The 16,119-nt window shown below is 47.1% G+C and carries 15 protein-coding genes and 1 tRNA gene; 10 read left to right on the top strand and 6 right to left on the bottom strand.

Features of this window, described 5'->3' with window-relative positions:
* Positions 1-93 precede the first annotated feature (93 nt).
* Positions 94-2,532, top strand: coding sequence for a bifunctional diguanylate cyclase/phosphodiesterase (locus D0C16_RS04850; RefSeq protein ID WP_151031269.1), 2,439 nt, complete (start codon positions 94-96; stop codon positions 2,530-2,532).
* A 52-nt stretch (positions 2,533-2,584) separates the two neighbouring features.
* On the opposite strand, the gene D0C16_RS04845 is transcribed toward D0C16_RS04850, so the two are convergent.
* Positions 2,585-3,295 carry a 16S rRNA (uracil(1498)-N(3))-methyltransferase gene (locus D0C16_RS04845; RefSeq protein WP_151031268.1) on the bottom strand — a complete coding sequence of 237 codons (711 nt, stop codon included), beginning with the start codon at positions 3,293-3,295 and terminating at the stop codon, positions 2,585-2,587.
* Positions 3,296-3,465: 170 nt separating this feature from the next.
* On the opposite strand from D0C16_RS04845, the gene D0C16_RS04840 reads away from it, so the two are divergent.
* Together D0C16_RS04840 and D0C16_RS04835 are read left to right on the top strand one after the other, a co-directional pair.
* Positions 3,466-4,206: a heme ABC transporter permease gene (locus D0C16_RS04840; RefSeq protein WP_151031267.1), complete on the top strand. Its 741-nt coding sequence runs from the start codon at positions 3,466-3,468 to the stop codon at positions 4,204-4,206.
* Between the two features lie 7 nt (positions 4,207-4,213).
* Positions 4,214-4,996 carry a class I SAM-dependent methyltransferase gene (locus D0C16_RS04835; RefSeq protein ID WP_151031266.1) on the top strand — a complete coding sequence of 261 codons (783 nt, stop codon included), beginning with the start codon at positions 4,214-4,216 and terminating at the stop codon, positions 4,994-4,996.
* Positions 4,997-5,014: 18 nt separating this feature from the next.
* On the opposite strand, the gene D0C16_RS04830 is transcribed toward D0C16_RS04835, so the two are convergent.
* Positions 5,015-5,090 (bottom strand) — tRNA-Arg (locus D0C16_RS04830).
* A gap of 438 nt (positions 5,091-5,528) precedes the next feature.
* Between D0C16_RS04830 and D0C16_RS04825 the strand changes: the two genes are divergently transcribed.
* On the top strand, positions 5,529-7,256 hold the full coding sequence (locus D0C16_RS04825; protein ID WP_151031265.1) for a cellulose binding domain-containing protein: 1,728 nt from the start codon (positions 5,529-5,531) through the stop codon (positions 7,254-7,256).
* Between the two features lie 527 nt (positions 7,257-7,783).
* On the opposite strand, the gene D0C16_RS04820 is transcribed toward D0C16_RS04825, so the two are convergent.
* From D0C16_RS04820 to D0C16_RS23970, 4 genes are all read right to left on the bottom strand, one after another.
* On the bottom strand, positions 7,784-8,260 hold the full coding sequence (locus tag D0C16_RS04820; protein ID WP_151031264.1) for a flagella synthesis protein FlgN: 477 nt from the start codon (positions 8,258-8,260) through the stop codon (positions 7,784-7,786).
* A 100-nt stretch (positions 8,261-8,360) separates the two neighbouring features.
* Positions 8,361-8,672 carry a flagellar biosynthesis anti-sigma factor FlgM gene (gene flgM, locus D0C16_RS04815; RefSeq protein ID WP_151031263.1) on the bottom strand — a complete coding sequence of 104 codons (312 nt, stop codon included), beginning with the start codon at positions 8,670-8,672 and terminating at the stop codon, positions 8,361-8,363.
* Between the two features lie 177 nt (positions 8,673-8,849).
* Positions 8,850-9,104, bottom strand: a complete 255-nt coding sequence (gene flgA / locus D0C16_RS24375) for a flagellar basal body P-ring formation chaperone FlgA (RefSeq protein ID WP_225319022.1) — start codon at positions 9,102-9,104, stop codon at positions 8,850-8,852.
* The gene (locus tag D0C16_RS23970) at positions 9,023-9,478 is read right to left on the bottom strand and encodes a hypothetical protein (protein WP_191968646.1); all 456 of its coding nucleotides are present in this window, start codon (positions 9,476-9,478) and stop codon (positions 9,023-9,025) included. Before D0C16_RS23970 ends, flgA begins: the two co-directional genes overlap by 82 nt.
* A 351-nt stretch (positions 9,479-9,829) precedes the next feature.
* On the opposite strand from D0C16_RS23970, the gene D0C16_RS04805 reads away from it, so the two are divergent.
* The 6 genes from D0C16_RS04805 (at position 9,830) to D0C16_RS04780 (ending at position 16,064) form a co-directional block, all read left to right on the top strand.
* Entirely contained in the window at positions 9,830-10,786 is a 957-nt protein-coding gene (locus D0C16_RS04805) for a chemotaxis protein CheV (RefSeq protein ID WP_151031261.1), read from the top strand.
* A 46-nt stretch (positions 10,787-10,832) separates the two neighbouring features.
* Positions 10,833-11,711, top strand: a complete 879-nt coding sequence (locus D0C16_RS04800; RefSeq protein WP_151031260.1) for a protein-glutamate O-methyltransferase CheR — start codon at positions 10,833-10,835, stop codon at positions 11,709-11,711.
* A gap of 269 nt (positions 11,712-11,980) precedes the next feature.
* Positions 11,981-12,382, top strand: coding sequence for a flagellar basal body rod protein FlgB (flgB, locus tag D0C16_RS04795; protein ID WP_151031259.1), 402 nt, complete (start codon positions 11,981-11,983; stop codon positions 12,380-12,382).
* 29 nt (positions 12,383-12,411) lie between these two features.
* The gene (gene flgC, locus D0C16_RS04790) at positions 12,412-12,861 is read left to right on the top strand and encodes a flagellar basal body rod protein FlgC (RefSeq protein WP_151031258.1); all 450 of its coding nucleotides are present in this window, start codon (positions 12,412-12,414) and stop codon (positions 12,859-12,861) included.
* Positions 12,862-12,880: 19 nt separating this feature from the next.
* Positions 12,881-13,585 carry a flagellar hook assembly protein FlgD gene (locus D0C16_RS04785; protein WP_151031257.1) on the top strand — a complete coding sequence of 235 codons (705 nt, stop codon included), beginning with the start codon at positions 12,881-12,883 and terminating at the stop codon, positions 13,583-13,585.
* Between the two features lie 52 nt (positions 13,586-13,637).
* A complete protein-coding gene (locus tag D0C16_RS04780; RefSeq protein WP_151031256.1) occupies positions 13,638-16,064 on the top strand; it encodes a flagellar hook-basal body complex protein in 2,427 nt (808 codons plus the stop codon).
* Positions 16,065-16,119: the final 55 nt, after the last annotated feature.

The raw sequence follows: 16,119 nt of genomic DNA, 5'->3' as shown, positions 1-16,119 counted from the left end.
AGGTTTGTGATGTTTTAGCTGCCAAATGGGGGGCAAGGTTGTCCCCAATAACAGTATCCAAAATTATACCCAGCTCCCGGAAATCCAACATCGATGAGAGATAAAGCCCCATCCTTTTTCAATGGCATCTCTTTCCAGCTTGCCAAAATTGGCATCATTTTGGCGTTTGTTCTCAGCTTTTTATTGAGCTCCGTCCAGCTTTACCTCGATTTTCTCAATCAGGAAAAAGAGCTCGAGTCGTTAATTGATCGCGTTGTTAAAGTGGCCACTCCGCCGGCGGTGCGCTCGGTTTCCACCTTGGACGATGAATTGTCCTATGAAGTTGTAAACGGTTTGCTGCGCTATGGATTTATTTATGAAGTGGTAATTTATGACGATACTGGCAATGTGTTGGCGCAGGGTAGTAGCACTCGCCCGGAAGTAAAAACGCGTTGGTTAACCAGCAAAATTACCGATAATACCCGTGAATATACCGAAAATCTGCTGTTGCCAGGTTATACCGATGGTACGGCCGGCAGTATTCGTTTTTCGGTGGATATGGACCTGGCGCTGGAAGGTTTCTATAACCGCTCCAAAACGGCGTTGTTTACTGGTTTGTTGCGCAACATGTTTCTGGTGCTGCTGTTGTTTGTGGTGTTTTATTACACCCTGACTAAACCTTTAGTTCGTTTATCGCGTGAAATTAACAACATCAATCCGGATCACCCCGGCGTTAATCGCCTCACGCAGCTGCCCGCTCAGCGTAGAGACGAATTGGCCCAACTCATTGCAAGCTCCAATCAATTATTGGATGTGGTTGAGCTTTCGCTCGCCAAACGTCGCGCCGTGGAATTGGCATTGCGTAAAAGTGAAGAACATTTGCGGCAGATTATTGACCATCTGCCGGTAATGATCGGCGCGCGCAATATTGCTGGCTACTATTTGTTTGCCAATAAAGCGTTGGCGACTGAGCTGGGTTATACACCTGAACAAATGCGTAATTTGCATGTACGCCAGCTGCTGAAAAACTCCGTCTTTGATATAGACACCATGCTGCAAAATGATTACCGCGTAATTCGCGGCAACGAAGAGCTGGACGTCGTCGAGGAGCGATTTGTCACGGCAACAGGCAAACAATTATTTCTGCAAACCCATATCATGCCGTTGGCGTTCTACGACGAAAAAGTTGCGCTCATTGTTTCGGTAGACATAACCGAACGCAAAAACGCGCAAGCCAAAATGGAGTTTATGGCTCACCACGATGCATTGACTGGTTTGCCCAACCGCGTGCAATTGGTAGAGCGCCTTGAACACGAACTCCGGCGCGCTGAACGCCATGGTTATTTTGGGGCTGTGCTTTTTATCGATCTCGATCAATTTAAAACGATTAACGATTCGCTTGGGCACCCCGTGGGTGACCGTGTATTGGAAGTGGTTGCATCGCGCTTGCAGCAATCGGTGCGCGAGGAGGACCTGGTGGCACGTTTGAGCGGTGATGAGTTCGTCGTTGTGCTCACAGTGCTGGATCAAAATATTGAGACGGCCGCCTTGCGTGCCGGTGAAATCAGCGAAAAAATCCGCTCAATTATTTCGCAACCCTATATGTATGACAGCATGGAGTTGCGTGTGACCTGTAGCGTAGGCGTAGTCGTATATCCGGATAAAAATAATTCTGTGCATGAATTATTGCGCTATGCCGACACTGCTATGTATCAAGTGAAAGAAAAAGGTCGCGATTCAATCGAATTTTTCAACGAAGAAATGGCAGATAAGGTTAGCCGACAATTAACGATGGAAGGTGATTTGCACCGTGCATTGGAAGAAGGGCATTTCCAGCTTTATTACCAGCCGAAAATCGATATTAAAACCAATCGTGTTGTGGGAGCAGAAGCGCTGTTGCGTTGGCATCACCCCACGAAGGGAATGGTGTCGCCGGTCGAGTTTATTCCGGTGCTGGAAACCTCGGGCATGATTATCGAAGTCGGTCAGTGGGTGCTGGAAGATGCCTGTAAAACCTTGGTGAAGTGGCATCTCGCCGGTTTGTGGCAAGATGGAATGCGCTTGAGTATCAATATTAGTCCCCGCCAATTCCGTCGTGTCGCGTTTGTGGATGATGTTATTGCTACCTTGGAAAAATACAAGATTCCAAAAGATTCATTGGATATGGAAATTACGGAGGGTATTGTTATCCAGCGCGTTGACGATGCCATCGCAACTATGACCACACTCAGTGAGCACGGAATTAGTTTTTCTTTGGACGACTTTGGCACCGGGTATTCATCAATCAGTTACTTAAAACGATTGCCTGTGAGTACGCTGAAAATCGATCGTGGTTTTGTGCGTGATATTATTGAGGATCGCAATGATCGCGTACTGGTAGAAACCATTATTACTATGGGGCGGCTGTTGGATATGGAATTGGTGGCAGAGGGTGTAGAAGAAGTTGAACAATTGGCTATTCTGAAATCGTTCGGTTGCGACTATTATCAAGGCTACTTATCCAGTCAGCCTATTCCTATTGAGCGTTTTGAAGCTTTCCTAAGCAGAGAATAAAGAACAGTTTTGCAATTCCCCTCGTGGCCGAAGTGAGGGGAACTCAAAAAAATTAAAATAATCTGCCTAATAAATAGGGAATTGCAGTTTCCACCCGCATAATCCGCTCACCCAAATGTACTGCATCAAAGCCGATTTTTTTCAGCAGATCGATTTCATACGCAATAAATCCACCTTCCGGGCCAACCGCAAGGCTTAGCGAATAATTGATACTACGCGGACACTCGGTTTCCGTGTACGGATGAGCCACCAGTGCAGTGGTATTCGCGATAATCCCGGGTAATTCATCTTCTACAAAAGGCTTGAAGCGTTTGTGCAAATGCACTTGCGGAACCCGTGTATCGCAACCTTGCTCAAGCCCTAACACCAGTTGTTCACGAATTGCTTCCTCTTCCAAAAATGGCGTTTGCCAATAGCTTTTTTCTACGCGATAGGAGTTAATCAAATGCAACTCTTTAACACCCAGCGTAGCAATCGTCTGAAAAATACGGCGCAACATTTTCGGCCGGGGTAACCCCAGAATCAGTTTCAATGGCAGAGTTTTCGGTGGGGGAGTGTGTAGCGATAGTTCAAATTCCAGTTCATTATCTGCAATGCGTACTAAGGTTCCGCTGCCCATATTTCCGTTTAGTAAACCGACTTTGTAAGTTTCCCCTTCGTTAGCGGCATGAACTTCGCGAATATGGGCGAGGCGGCGCGAGTCGCGAATCAAGGCTCGATCCGGTGCAATCAGATCGTCTGAGGTGAGCAAAATCAGATTCATAAAATATCTGGTGAATAGCAAATTGAGGTGGCTATTGTAGCGCTTAAGCATGCGACTTTGGAAACAAGGGTATGCGTCGAGAATGCCCCTTTGAAAGATGTCGGAATTTTCTTATAGTTTGTAGTCCGCCGATAAGGCAAATCGTCAATATCTAAAACAGAGAATAAATTATGAGATGGACTTGGTTGTATCAGTTGGGCTCTCCGACATGGTTTTATCAGAAAACCAGTACCTGGTTACCCTACATGTATTTTGTGTCTCTGGTTTTATTGCTGATAGGCACTGTTTGGGGGTTGGGATTCGCGCCGGTGGATTCAAAGCAGGGGAATAGCTACCGCATATTATTTATTCACGCTCCAGTGGCACATATCGCCGAAGTTGCCTATGTGGCCATGGCAATAATGGGGGCTGCGGGTCTGATTTGGAAAACAAAACTCTCCTTTATGGCGATGAAGGTCTCCGCGCCTCTAGGGGCTGTGTTTACGTTTATTGCTTTAGTGACTGGCTCCATTTGGGGAAAGCCCACCTGGGGTGCCTGGTGGGTATGGGATGCACGAATTACATCCATGTTGATTTTGTTCTTTTTATTTCTGGGTGTTTATGCCTTGCAAGAGGCGTATCAAAATAAAGATGCGGGCAATAAAGCGGCGGCTGTTTTGTCTCTGGTCGGCGTTGTAAATATTATTATCATTAAAAAATCTGTTGAGTGGTGGAATACTTTGCACCAACCTGCCTCTATTACAAAGGGAGCCATTGATATTTCTATGTTGGTGCCACTGCTTATTAATATTCTCGGCATGTACATTCTTTATTTGGCCTTATTGACGGCGTGGACTCGATTGGAAATATTGCGGCAGGAACGGAAAAAACAGTGGGTAAATGAATTGTTCAGTGCTAGCGGTCAGCGGTAGTCGCTAGTTGAATCCGATCTATAACAACATCGGCCATTCGTATTCGTCAACGAGAAGGGCGGATCCATTCATTGTCCAACAGCTAGCCGATTTACTGGGTATAAGTGCGGAAAAGCAGTTTCTGGATTTAGCCTGCGGTACCGGCAATTACACGAACGAATTGGCGTCCTTGGGCGGTCGTTGGCATGGTGTGGATATTTCCAGCGTTATGCTCGCCCAAGCTAGCGCAAAAAATGCCCGAATTAATTGGTGCTTGGCTGGCGCCCATCAATTGCCATACGTTAGTAATTTCTTTGATGGGGTAATTTGTACACTGGCGATCCATCATTTTTTTGATCTGCCTGCCGTTTTTACTGAAGTCGCGCGCGTGCTCAATTGTGGCCGATTCATTGTATTTACGGCTTTCCCCGATCAAATGAGACAGTATTGGTTGTACCACTATTTTCCTGGAATGATGAAAAAGTCGATAAGCCAAATGCCCGAGCAATTGGTAGTTATCCAGACATTACAGTCCGCTGGCTTTTCGATTGACAAGCTAATCCCATTTCACGTGACCAATCAGCTGAACGATTTATTTTTATACGCAGGGAAGGAAAGGCCGGAGCAATATTTGGACCCAAGGGTGCGTGCAAACATTTCTTCGTTTGCTTCACTGTGTGAGGCCGATGAGCTTGAACAGGGTTTGCGATTGCTGCAGGAAGATCTTTCAACAGGTAGGTTTGATCAGGTAGCGGAGCGTTACCCATCTAATACCGGAGATTATGTATTTATTTCTGCTTCAATTCGATGAGTTTATACGCTGTTTAAATGGCGTCCCCGGCGGGAATCGAACCCACATCATACGCTTAGGAGGCATACGTTCTATCCGATTAAACTACAGGGACGTCGCCGCGCATTATATTCAAAATTTCACGTAAAGAACCAATTTCTTAAGCGCTTTTAAATCTATTGGGTCACGAAGGTTGGGGATTCCCGCGGAGGGTGAAAATTGATCAGTGCCTGGGTTCGAGTTTTTACGAAGGGCAGCGGGCAGACGATAAACATCTATTAAGTGGCAAGTGATCTCAGTTACTTTTATGTGGTAGTTCCTTGGGTGAACTCACTCACATTATCGGGTTTAATCGACAAAACCTCTACGAAAAATCTGCAAAAAAACTTTAACTATTTACAGTCTAAAAGAATTCCACGGAATTCTACCAATTCCATCGCCTTGATTTTGCTACTTTCGCACCGGCTTCAATAACACAACCCTCCTTGATTCTAAAAGGTTCCGAAGCCTAAACAACGACTCTAATCCTGACGATTATCTCTAGGACTTAACCATGAATAACAATAAAAGTGGTATCTACAAGGCTTTGCTTTTATCGATTGCCGGAGCTTGTTTCGCTTGCTCCGAGGCAATAGCTCAATCGGTAAGTGTTAACGCGTCTACCGAGTATCAAACCATTACCGGGTTTGGCGGGATGAATGGCGTAGGTTGGATTGGCGATTTAACCGCCTCTCAAATTGAAACCGCGTTCGGTAACGGGGAAGGTCAGCTGGGCCTGAGCATCATGCGCCTGCGGATTGACCCAAACTCCGCGAACTGGAACCAACAAGTCACATCGGCTGTTCGCGCACGGCAGCTGGGTGCCAAACTATTGGCTACGCCTTGGTCACCACCGGCCTACATGAAGACCAACAATAGTCTGATCAATGGAGGAAAGCTTAAGCCGGAATATTACGATGAGTACGCGACTCATCTTTTAAACTTTGCGGATTTCATGTCGCGCAACGGAGCCCCACTGTATACCGTATCTGTTCAAAACGAACCGGATTGGCACCCGGACTATGAGTCTGCAGACTGGTCTGGTGATGATTTCGTAAGCTTTTTAAATTCGGAAGGCGCTCGCTTCGGTTCAAACCTGAAGGTAACTGTCGGTGAGTCTGTGGGTTTTGCAAAGCGGTTCACTGATCCGGTTTTGAACAGTGCAACCGCCGTTCAGCATGCGGATATTATTGCCGGACACCTTTATGGCGCTGTCCCGCAGGATTACCCATTGGCGCGCGCCAAGGGTAAAGAAGTATGGATGACCGAACATTACACTGATAGCAAAAATGATGCGGATGTGTGGCCGCTCGCGTTGGATGTAGGTACCGAGTTGCATCGCAGTATGGCCGCAAATTTCAACGCCTACATCTGGTGGTACATTCGCCGCTCTTACAGCTTTATTAAGGAAAACGGACAAGTGAGTAAGCGCGGCCATATCATGGCGCAGTACGCCCGTTATGTTCGTCCGGGTTTCAAGCGCATAGGTGCGACTGAGAAGCCATATTCAGATGTGGCGGTTACCGCCTTTAAAGGCCCGGACAACAAGATTGTAATGGTCGTCGTTAACACAGGTACTTCATCGCGCAGCCTTAATCTCACGTTGCAAAACGCCAGCGTAGGGAATCTTGTTAAATACAGTACCTCAGCAACCCTTAACGTTGGGTACGGCGGTACGACCAAGGTAAATAATGGCACGGCAACCGTAATAGTTGAGCCACAAAGCGTTACTACATTCGTCAGCGAAGGCACTGCGGCGTCTAGTGTTTCCAGTTCATCATCCAAAAGTTCTGTAGCACCTAGCACTTCTTCCAGAAGCTCGACGTCCTCCAGCGTGATTCGCTCAAGCGCTTCCAGCATTGCTTCTTCCGTTATTTCTTCTGCTCCTCGTTCTTCCAGTAGCAGTTCTTCTAGCCGCAGCTCTTCCCCAGCAAGCAACAATGCAAATTGTAGTTATGTGGTGACTAGCGATTGGGGGAATGGATATACCGCTGCGATTCGTATTAAAAATAATGGAACTAATGCGATTAACAGTTGGAGTGTAAATTGGAATTACACCGATGCTACGCGTATTACCGGTTCGTGGAATGCCAATCTCTCTGGTAGTAATCCTTATTCGGCGAGCGGTTTGAGTTGGAACTCTTCAATTCAGCCGGGGCAAACGGTTGAGTTTGGGTTCCAAGGCACTAAAAATGCGGGTACAGCACAAGTGCCTGCAATTACCGGCAGTGTTTGCCAATAACCCTACGACTATGTTTGGTGGGTTACGCCCAATATTTATTGTGCAATCAATAGCAAACCATGCAACGGCTTAGTTGCATGGTTTGCTGTTTGAACCCATTTATAAAAATAACGCGGTTTCAAGTAATAACGGCAATTCAAGAAATCGAGTTTTTAAAATTAGCGACGTGCTAACAAAAATTGTTGCCCTTCATTGTTAACGCTTCACTAAAGTTCCCCGCTTGAATATCAATATTTCTGCGTGGTGCCGGTCGCCATTCGCATAAAACTATCGAACGCTCTGTCGGAAAGAATCGCCTTCAAAAACAACGTGGGTTTTGTCTGAGCTGGATATGATCCGTTTCCAGAGCTTTTGAGCGGTTTTTCCGCAGCAATATCAGCCCATTCGCTGGTGATTCCGCCTCGCTTCACGACGACAACATCAATACGGAATAGCTCCACGCGATGCGTAATTAATCGCTAATAGCAATTTGAAGAAGAAAGGTGCACCGCACGGGAGGTGCGGTGCTGAGTTGGATGCCGGAGTCGTTACGCTTTGGCTACGGTATATGACGAGGAGTGTTGGGTTTGCGTGCCTTTTGCCGTGTAGAGCGAGGGTGCAGCAACTTTACCGCGCAGCAGGTTCAGTAAATGATTGAGCGTTTGCTGGGAACGAGCAATCATCTTGCCATTCACGTCGTTCATTTTTTGGCATTCTTCAAAATCGCTTACCAGGTTTTTCCACTCGTCGCGTAGGGGTAGGGTAGCCGTATTGCGCTGTAAGAAGGTATCCCAGCCGCTGGCATTGGTTGATAGACCTAGTGCGTTGAGTATTTGGTTGCGAATTCTGGCGCTGTTATTTAAATGATCGATAACTGCTGCTTTGCGCTCAATGATCTCTTGCAAGCCTTCTTGTTTGCGTTGTTCAAGCAGTTCGCGCTCGTTGGCAAGTAGTTGCTTGAGTTGAGTGAGTGCGGCGGAATCCTGCGCGAGCATTTGGCGCAGTGCGGTAATATCAAGAGACATAGCAACCTCTTTTGTGTGTCGATGAAGGGTGATAGCCAGGTGCCGGGGAAGAACCTGTCTGCCACCATTCGGTCAATAAAACGGTTTTAAACTTTTCGATTTAACCCAACAAATCCTGATTCAACATGTTTTCTGCGATGCGTTCAGGGTTAATTTCGAAACGCCCCTCGGCAATTGCACGGCGAATTTCTGCCACTTTGTCCAGGTTTACATCTGGCGCACTGTCGATCTTGCTTTGCAAGCGACCCAGAGTTTGTGCTTCCTGACTGAGTACTACCTGATCACCAGCGTTGCCGCTTGGTGCTGGAGTACTGGCAGGCGCCTTGGCTTCTGGAGCACTGCTAGTGCTGGGCTTGCTTCGAGTGCTTTTGGCACTCACGGAGTCCAGTGAATTGTTGGTGTTAAAGTTCATTTGTTTTCCCCTGTTCGCCGTGTGGCGATTTGTACAAAAATGTCACGGTTGCTATGTCGGGACACCGTGGAAGGCTCTGATTGGAGCCTCCCTAGCCAGTTTATCGGCGGTAGTCCGCTTAACTTTAGCAATATTTTAAAAAATCTTTCATCTGCGTGTAGTCTGTGTCTAGTCCAATCAGAGTGTCTGGACTAGGCCCTGACCTTTTACGATTCCCGATATAACTCTTTCCGACGAGCTGTTTTTTACCCGGATTTTTTGCCCCAAGCGACCGTCGCTCATCGCGGTACCTGAACTGCTGACTTTAATGGCGCCCGCGATGGATTCGAGCATCACCACCTCGCCCCGTCTCACAGTAGTGGGGGAATCCATTTGATTGGTTTTGAACACTTCGCCTTTGCCGATGTTGCGTTTTGCTTCCCGGCCAACGATGGCTTGGGGGTATCTGCGAACCCTTGGCGAATACTGCTGACATTGACCAGTGCGCTCGTCAGGTGTGAGCCGGAGATGGATTGGCCGCGGGGTATATCCATGGCGGCGACGGGAATTTCCCGATAAATCATCACTTGCGCTGGAATGTGTACGGTCCAGGCAATTTGCCCAACGCATTGGGCTTTCACACTGATGTTGCCGCCCAGGCCGGATTGATCCTGAGCATTAAACTTCACTGGCGTTGGGCATTGCGCTAGACGTAACCGATCATCGAGGTTGCCAACATTGATATCTATGCGTTCATGGACGGTTCTTCCGTATTCCTCCGCCAGAAAATTGGCTGCATCCTGCTTTAACTGAAGTTGGCTATACAAACCGGATGCGTAACTCTGACCCCAGGGACAAGAAACCCCTAAAAACAGCGTAAAAGCACAAATGTTTAGCGATTTGAGGGGCTTTTGAGCATTTACTGGGAATGATGTTCTTTGGCGCAAAATATTCTTCGCGAAAGTTCTATAAAAACTAGGAAGTTCCATATTTTGTCCTATCCTCAAGTTTATGAACTTGAGGTCAGCCGAAATCGAGTGGTTAACGACTAAAGTCTGACACTTTTTTGCCGCTAACCAGTTTTACTAGCACCAAAGCAAATACCATGCCGTGATCCTGACGGCTGATGCAGGTTGGTCTTCCGTATAAAAGCGACTGGATAAGAATGAGGTAATTGCATGGCCGGCGTAATGGATAGTGTCAATCAGCGCACCCAGCTGGTTGGTCAAAACCGTCTTGAACTCCTGTTGTTTCGCCTTGGTGGCCAGCAGTTATATGGCATCAATGTTTTCAAGGTGAAAGAAGTCTTGCAGTGTCCCCAATTGAACGCGATTCCGGGACGTAGTTCGGTTGTACGTGGGGTGGCCCATATTCGCGGCGGAACCTTGCCGATTATGGATATGAACCTGGCAATTGGTCGCCGCGAGTTGCCAGATATTGAAAGCTGCTTTGTCATCATCACTGAGTACAATCGTACGGCCCAAGGCTTTTTGGTTCGCTCGGTCGAACGTATCGTGAATATGAACTGGGGTGATATTCACCCGCCACCCAAAGGTGCCGGTAAGGAGCATTACCTGACCGCGGTTACTCAAGTTGATGGCCAGTTGGTGGAAATTATCGACGTCGAGAAAATTCTTGCCGAGGTTGCCCCTCCTCGCGAAGAAGTCAGTGCAGGTGTTATTGAAGACGGCATTGCTGATCGCGTAGTGCAAAAACATGTGTTGATCATTGATGACTCCACCATTGCACGTAAACAAATCCAGCGTGTGGTGGAGGGCATGGGAATTCGTACCACCTTGAAGAAAGATGGTGCAGAGGGATTCAACTACCTGCAGGATTTAATGAAAGAGGGTAAAGATCCTTACGCCGAGCTCATCATGATTATTTGTGATATCGAGATGCCGGAAATGGATGGTTACACCTTTACGGCGGAAGTTCGCAATCATCCGCAACTTAAAAACCTGCATATTGTTTTGCATACATCGTTAAGCGGTGTGTTTAATGAAGCTATGGTGCGTAAAGTGGGTGCGGATGACTTTTTGGCAAAATTCCACCCCGACGAGTTGGCTAAACGCGTGAATGATCGCGTTCTGGCGATCACTGGTGAGAGCCTCCTGCCGCCCGAGCAGGCTTGATGGAAATAGCGCAGGGGAGTGCGGTTATGAGTTGCGTTGAGTAGTTATGATTAATAAAGATTCGCCTTTTACTAAACCTGTCGCTGGTCGAGATAATCTGGATCAGCAAGAGTTTGATCAATTTCGTCAGTTCCTTGAAGATGCCTGCGGGATTTCCCTGGGTGACAACAAACAGTACCTGGTGACCAATCGGATTCGTCGTATCCTGGAAGAAAATAATATTGCTTCCTTTGGCGAGTTGGTTAAGGTACTTAAACAAGGCTTTAATCGTAAATTAAAGGACCAGGTCGTTGATTCGATGACCACCAACGAAACCTTCTGGTTTCGCGATAATTATCCCTACGATCATTTAAAAAATACGCTGCTCCCGCAATTAATGGCGCCCAACAATCGTATGTTTGGACCTATTCGCGTTTGGTCGGCTGCCTGTTCTTCCGGGCAAGAGCCTTATTCGATTAGCATGATGGTGGAGGAATATAAGCGTCAGGCTATGGGCAATTTGCCACGCGCTGTGCAAATTGTAGCAACGGATTTATCCTCGACCGTTTTGGATCAGGCAAAGCGTGGGGAATACGATAAGTTGTCAGTTATGCGTGGTTTATCGGCAGATCGTTTGGAGCGCTATTTTGACAATCCCATCCCGACAATGTGGCGGGTAAAGGGGTTTGTGAAAGAGCGAATTGATTTCCGCTCACTCAATTTAATGGATTCCTACGCGAGTCTCGGCAAGTTTGACATTGTGTTTTGCCGTAATGTGTTGATCTATTTCAATGCCGATTTAAAGCGGCAGATTCTGCAAAAAATTCACGCATCACTAAAGCCGCAGGGCTTATTATTCCTTGGTTCCTCTGAAGGTTTGGCGGGCGCAGCGGATCTATTTGAAATGGTGCGCTGCGAACCGGGAATTCTCTACAAGGCAATTTAATCTGCCCGTCTTACACGCTGAAATGCCCGCACTTTGCGGGCATTTTTGTTTATGGGTCTTTTCTGCAATAGCGCGGAAGTCGGAGCGGAAATCCTTTGCCGCTTTGCCTTTGCCGCTTTTTGAAGAACCGCTTGGCGATAATAAAAAAACTATGTAAATCATATGGATAGAGAATTTTTTGGCCGTTGGCACAGGGGTTGCTTTGGTGTTGGTAACCGTAAAAAGTGGCTGATCCAATTTGCCACCTACCAATCACCGGGTTGCTGATTATGTCTATCTCGTTCGATAAAGCCTTGGGAATTCACGAAACGGCGCTGCACTTTCGCTCTGAGCGCGCATCGGTATTAGCTAATAACCTGGCCAATATCGACACCCCAAATTTCAAGGCTAAAGATCTCGATTTTAAGCAAGCCCTGCAACAAAAAATGAATTCGTCGCAGGGGTTTGATATGTCTACTACCCAGGACCGCCATATCGAGGCACAAGGGTTTGATGCCGTTGAAGGTGATGTGTTGTATCGCACACCACAGCAACCTTCGATTGATGGAAATACGGTGGAAGATCAAATTGAACATGCTGAGTACATGAAAAACGCGTTGGCATTTCAAGCCAGTTTTCAATTTTTGAATAGCAAATTTACCGGATTGCGTAGCGCAATTCGCGGTGAATAATTTAATCGGAACCACATGGGTAAGTGATCATGGCACTTGGAAATATTTTTGATATCGCTGGTACTGGTATGAACGCGCAAAGTTTGCGCTTGAACACCACAGCCAGCAACTTGGCAAATGCGCAATCTGCCAGTTCCAGTGTAAATGAAGTTTATCGCAGTCGTCAGCCAGTGTTTGCGGCAATTCAACAACAGGCAATGCGCGATAGTGTTGTTGAAGGCACTTACAGTGACAATGAAGTGGATGCTGCCGCTGGCGTGCAAGTGCTGGGCATCGTAGAAAGTGATGCGCCGCTGCAACGCCGTTACGAGCCGGATCACCCAAAGGCCGATGAACAAGGTTATGTGTACTACCCGAATGTAAATCCGGTGGAAGAAATGGCCAATATGATTGCGTCATCACGAGCATTTCAAATGAATGTTGAAGTGATGAATTCGGCCAAGCAAATGGTTCAACGTGTATTGACCTTGGGTCAGTAATTAGCGAGGGAGAAAGATTATGACTACTGTTGGCAGCACTAATAGCAGTTCCAGCGTTACTGATAACCTGAGTATCAACAAGAAAACTGAAACCAAAAAAAATAACAACGAATTGGGACAGGCCGCATTTCTGGAGTTGATGATTACGCAAATGAATAATCAAAACCCGCTGAGTCCGCAAGATAACAGTGAGTTTGTTGCGCAGTTAGCCCAGTTCAGTTCGGTGGAAGGTTTGGAGCGTTTAAACAAAACGTTTAATAGCTTTATGTCCAATAACGCATTGCAAGCATCATCATTGGTTGGTCGCAGTGTCACCGTTGAATCAGATAAGAGCACTTTAACCAAAGGTGGAATTGTTTCAGGAAGTGCAGATCTTGCCTATTCAACCGATAATCTGAAAATGAATATTTATGACGAGAGCGGTGCTCTGGTACAAAAAATTCCAGTGGGCAAGGTTTCCCAAGGTGAAATGGTTTTCCGTTGGGATGGACAAAATTTGGAAGTGAATGGCGAATTACTGGATTGGGAGGCAGGTGATGCTGCTGCCGCTGCCGGTGAATATAAGTTTGAAATCACCGCCGATCAGAACGGTAAAAATGAAGCCCTGAAAACTTCACTGAGTGCGAATGTGAACAGTGTAACTATCGGTGAGAACGGTGCATTAATTTTGAATCTTGCCGGCGTTGGCGCAGTAGATGCCAGCAAAGTAAAACAGTTTAATTAATCGAGTTGTAATTAAAATTTTCAGCCATTAGTCCCTATGGTCGAGGTGTAATATGTCGTTCAATACAGCGTTAAGCGGAATTCGTGCAGCAAATACTGATCTGCAAGTGACCGGTAACAATATAGCCAATGCGAGCACCATTGGTTTTAAAACTTCGCGCGCTGAATTTGGCGATGTATACACAAGCACTTTATTGGGTGGTGGTTCTAATACGCCCGGTAGCGGTGTAACCATTCAAAATATTCGCCAACAATTTACCCAAGGCAATTTGAAATTCACCCAGAATGAATTGGATTTGTCGGTGAATGGCGAAGGCTTTTTTGTGGTAGAAAAAAATGGCGAACGTTTGTTTACCCGGGCAGGTACTTTTGGCTTGGATAAAGACGGGTATATCGTGAATGGTACCGGTGCGTTGCTGCAAGGCTTTGCTGCGGACGACGCGGGCAATGTGAGCGGAATTCTGGGTGATTTGCGCGTTGATGTCAGTTCGCAAGAGCCGCGTCAAACTACCGCGGTGGATGCATCATTTAATCTGGATTCGAGCGAAGTGGTGTTGGAAACCACGGGATCTCGTTTTGCCACTAACGGTTCGGGTATTAATGAGGCGCAGCTAGGTGCGAAAGTTGCCACCACCACTACCTTGAACTTGGGGGCGATAGCAACGCCACTGACGTTCAGCGCGGCAAATACAACGGCGTTTACCCTGTCGCGCACTGACCCGGTGAGCCTTGCAACCGACAGCGTTTATCTAACCCTGAATACTGGTTCTGCAACATCTTTATCGGCGCTGGCGACCTTAATTAACTCCGCGAACTTTGATTCCGCCAGCCCGGTCAACGTGGAAGCCTATGCGGACAATACCACTAATGAATTAAAATTCCGCGATTTGGCAACAGGCACACCGTCCACGGTTACTGTGACAATTGATGCTCCCAACTCTGATCCAAACGCATTGACGACTGCAGTAACTACCGTGAGCACTGCCGCGGGTACTCCACATGCAACGGCACACGATGCGGGAATTCCAGAGGTGACCAACAACTATGGATCGCATACGTTAGTCATTCGCGGGCCTAATGGAAAAGATGTGCCCTATATCAGTAAATACGGCGCAAGTGCAGACGAAACTGCGTCTGAACTCAATAAACTTGCGGGCGTTTCGGCGACCGCGCGCACCACGGCAGTTTTGTATGCGTCCGATGCGTTGGCTGTGCCTCCCAAAGTGTTTACCAATAACGGTTCTTTCCGTTTGAATGGCGTTAACTTGACCTCTACCGGTGCTCCAGACATGACTGCAATGCGCGATGAGATCAACGCGTTAAGTTCATCGACGTTGTTGGGGATTAGTGCGACGCTGGATTCAGACGGCAACCTGGAAATCGTATCTGCCAGTGGTAAAGATTTGGAATTTACCTTTGACACTGCCGGCGGCGTTGCTGAAGTACAAGGTAATCAGGGGACATCGCAAATCGTAAACAACACAACCGATGCAATTAAAATAGGTGGTGCTGTGACAGTTACTATGCAAGAAGGCTATTCGATTGCAAGTAGTGCTCCCACAGTTCCTGTATATGGCGGCAGTATGTTCGGTTCGATTAATGTGCCCAACTTTTTTACGCCTGTTCCGATTAATGCGTTTAACCCTATCGATCAAAAAACCTATAACCATGCAACCACTACGACGATTTACGACAGTTTGGGTAATGCGCATTCCATGCGTCACTTTTTCGTTAAGCAAGAATATGACCCTGCAGATCCACTGACATCACCTAATCATTGGATTATGTACGTACAAATTGATGGTCAGAATGTAGGTGATCCGGATCCATCATTGCCATCGCCACAGAATACTGAGCCAACCATGGCGTCATTCAATATTCATTTCAATTCGGACGGTACTATTGATCCATTCACCACTGACTCAATGCTGATTTCCAACTGGACGCCACTGGGTGAAGATGGCGACCCAATCGGTGCGCTAGGCCCACTCAATGTATTGCAAGGCGGTACAGTTCCCGTTGCTGAGCCGCCGGCCAGTTCCAACTTTTTAATTGATTTGGCGGGCAGTACACAGTTTAAAGGTGACTTCGCCGTTGAGCAGTTAGATCAAAATGGTTACGCCACTGGCCGCCTCGCTGGTTTGGATATCAGCAATACCGGTATCGTGTTTGCGCGTTTCACCAACGGTGAAGCTCAGGTTCTGGGGCAGGTGGCGTTGGCCAACTTCAGCAGTGTTGACGGCCTGAAACCGGTAGGCGATACCATGTGGGCACAAACCTTTGAAACGGGTGAAGCAATTATTGGTGCTCCCGGTTCCGCACAACTGGGTAACATAACAGCGGGTGCAATAGAAGAATCCAACGTAGATTTGTCCGAGCAATTGGTGAATTTGATTATCGCCCAGCGCAACTATCAAGCGAATGCGAAAACCATTGAAACCGCCAATGCGACAACACAAACCATTATCAATTTGAGGTAATAGCTGGCCGGTAATGCATGCGGACGCAATAAAAAGGGAGCAATAAATTGCGCCC

It is taken from the genome of Cellvibrio sp. KY-GH-1, assembly GCF_008806975.1.
Classification (GTDB): Bacteria; Pseudomonadota; Gammaproteobacteria; order Pseudomonadales; family Cellvibrionaceae; genus Cellvibrio.
Note: the sequence above shows the minus strand (reverse complement) of the source record. Positions and strands in the feature narration are given on the sequence as shown.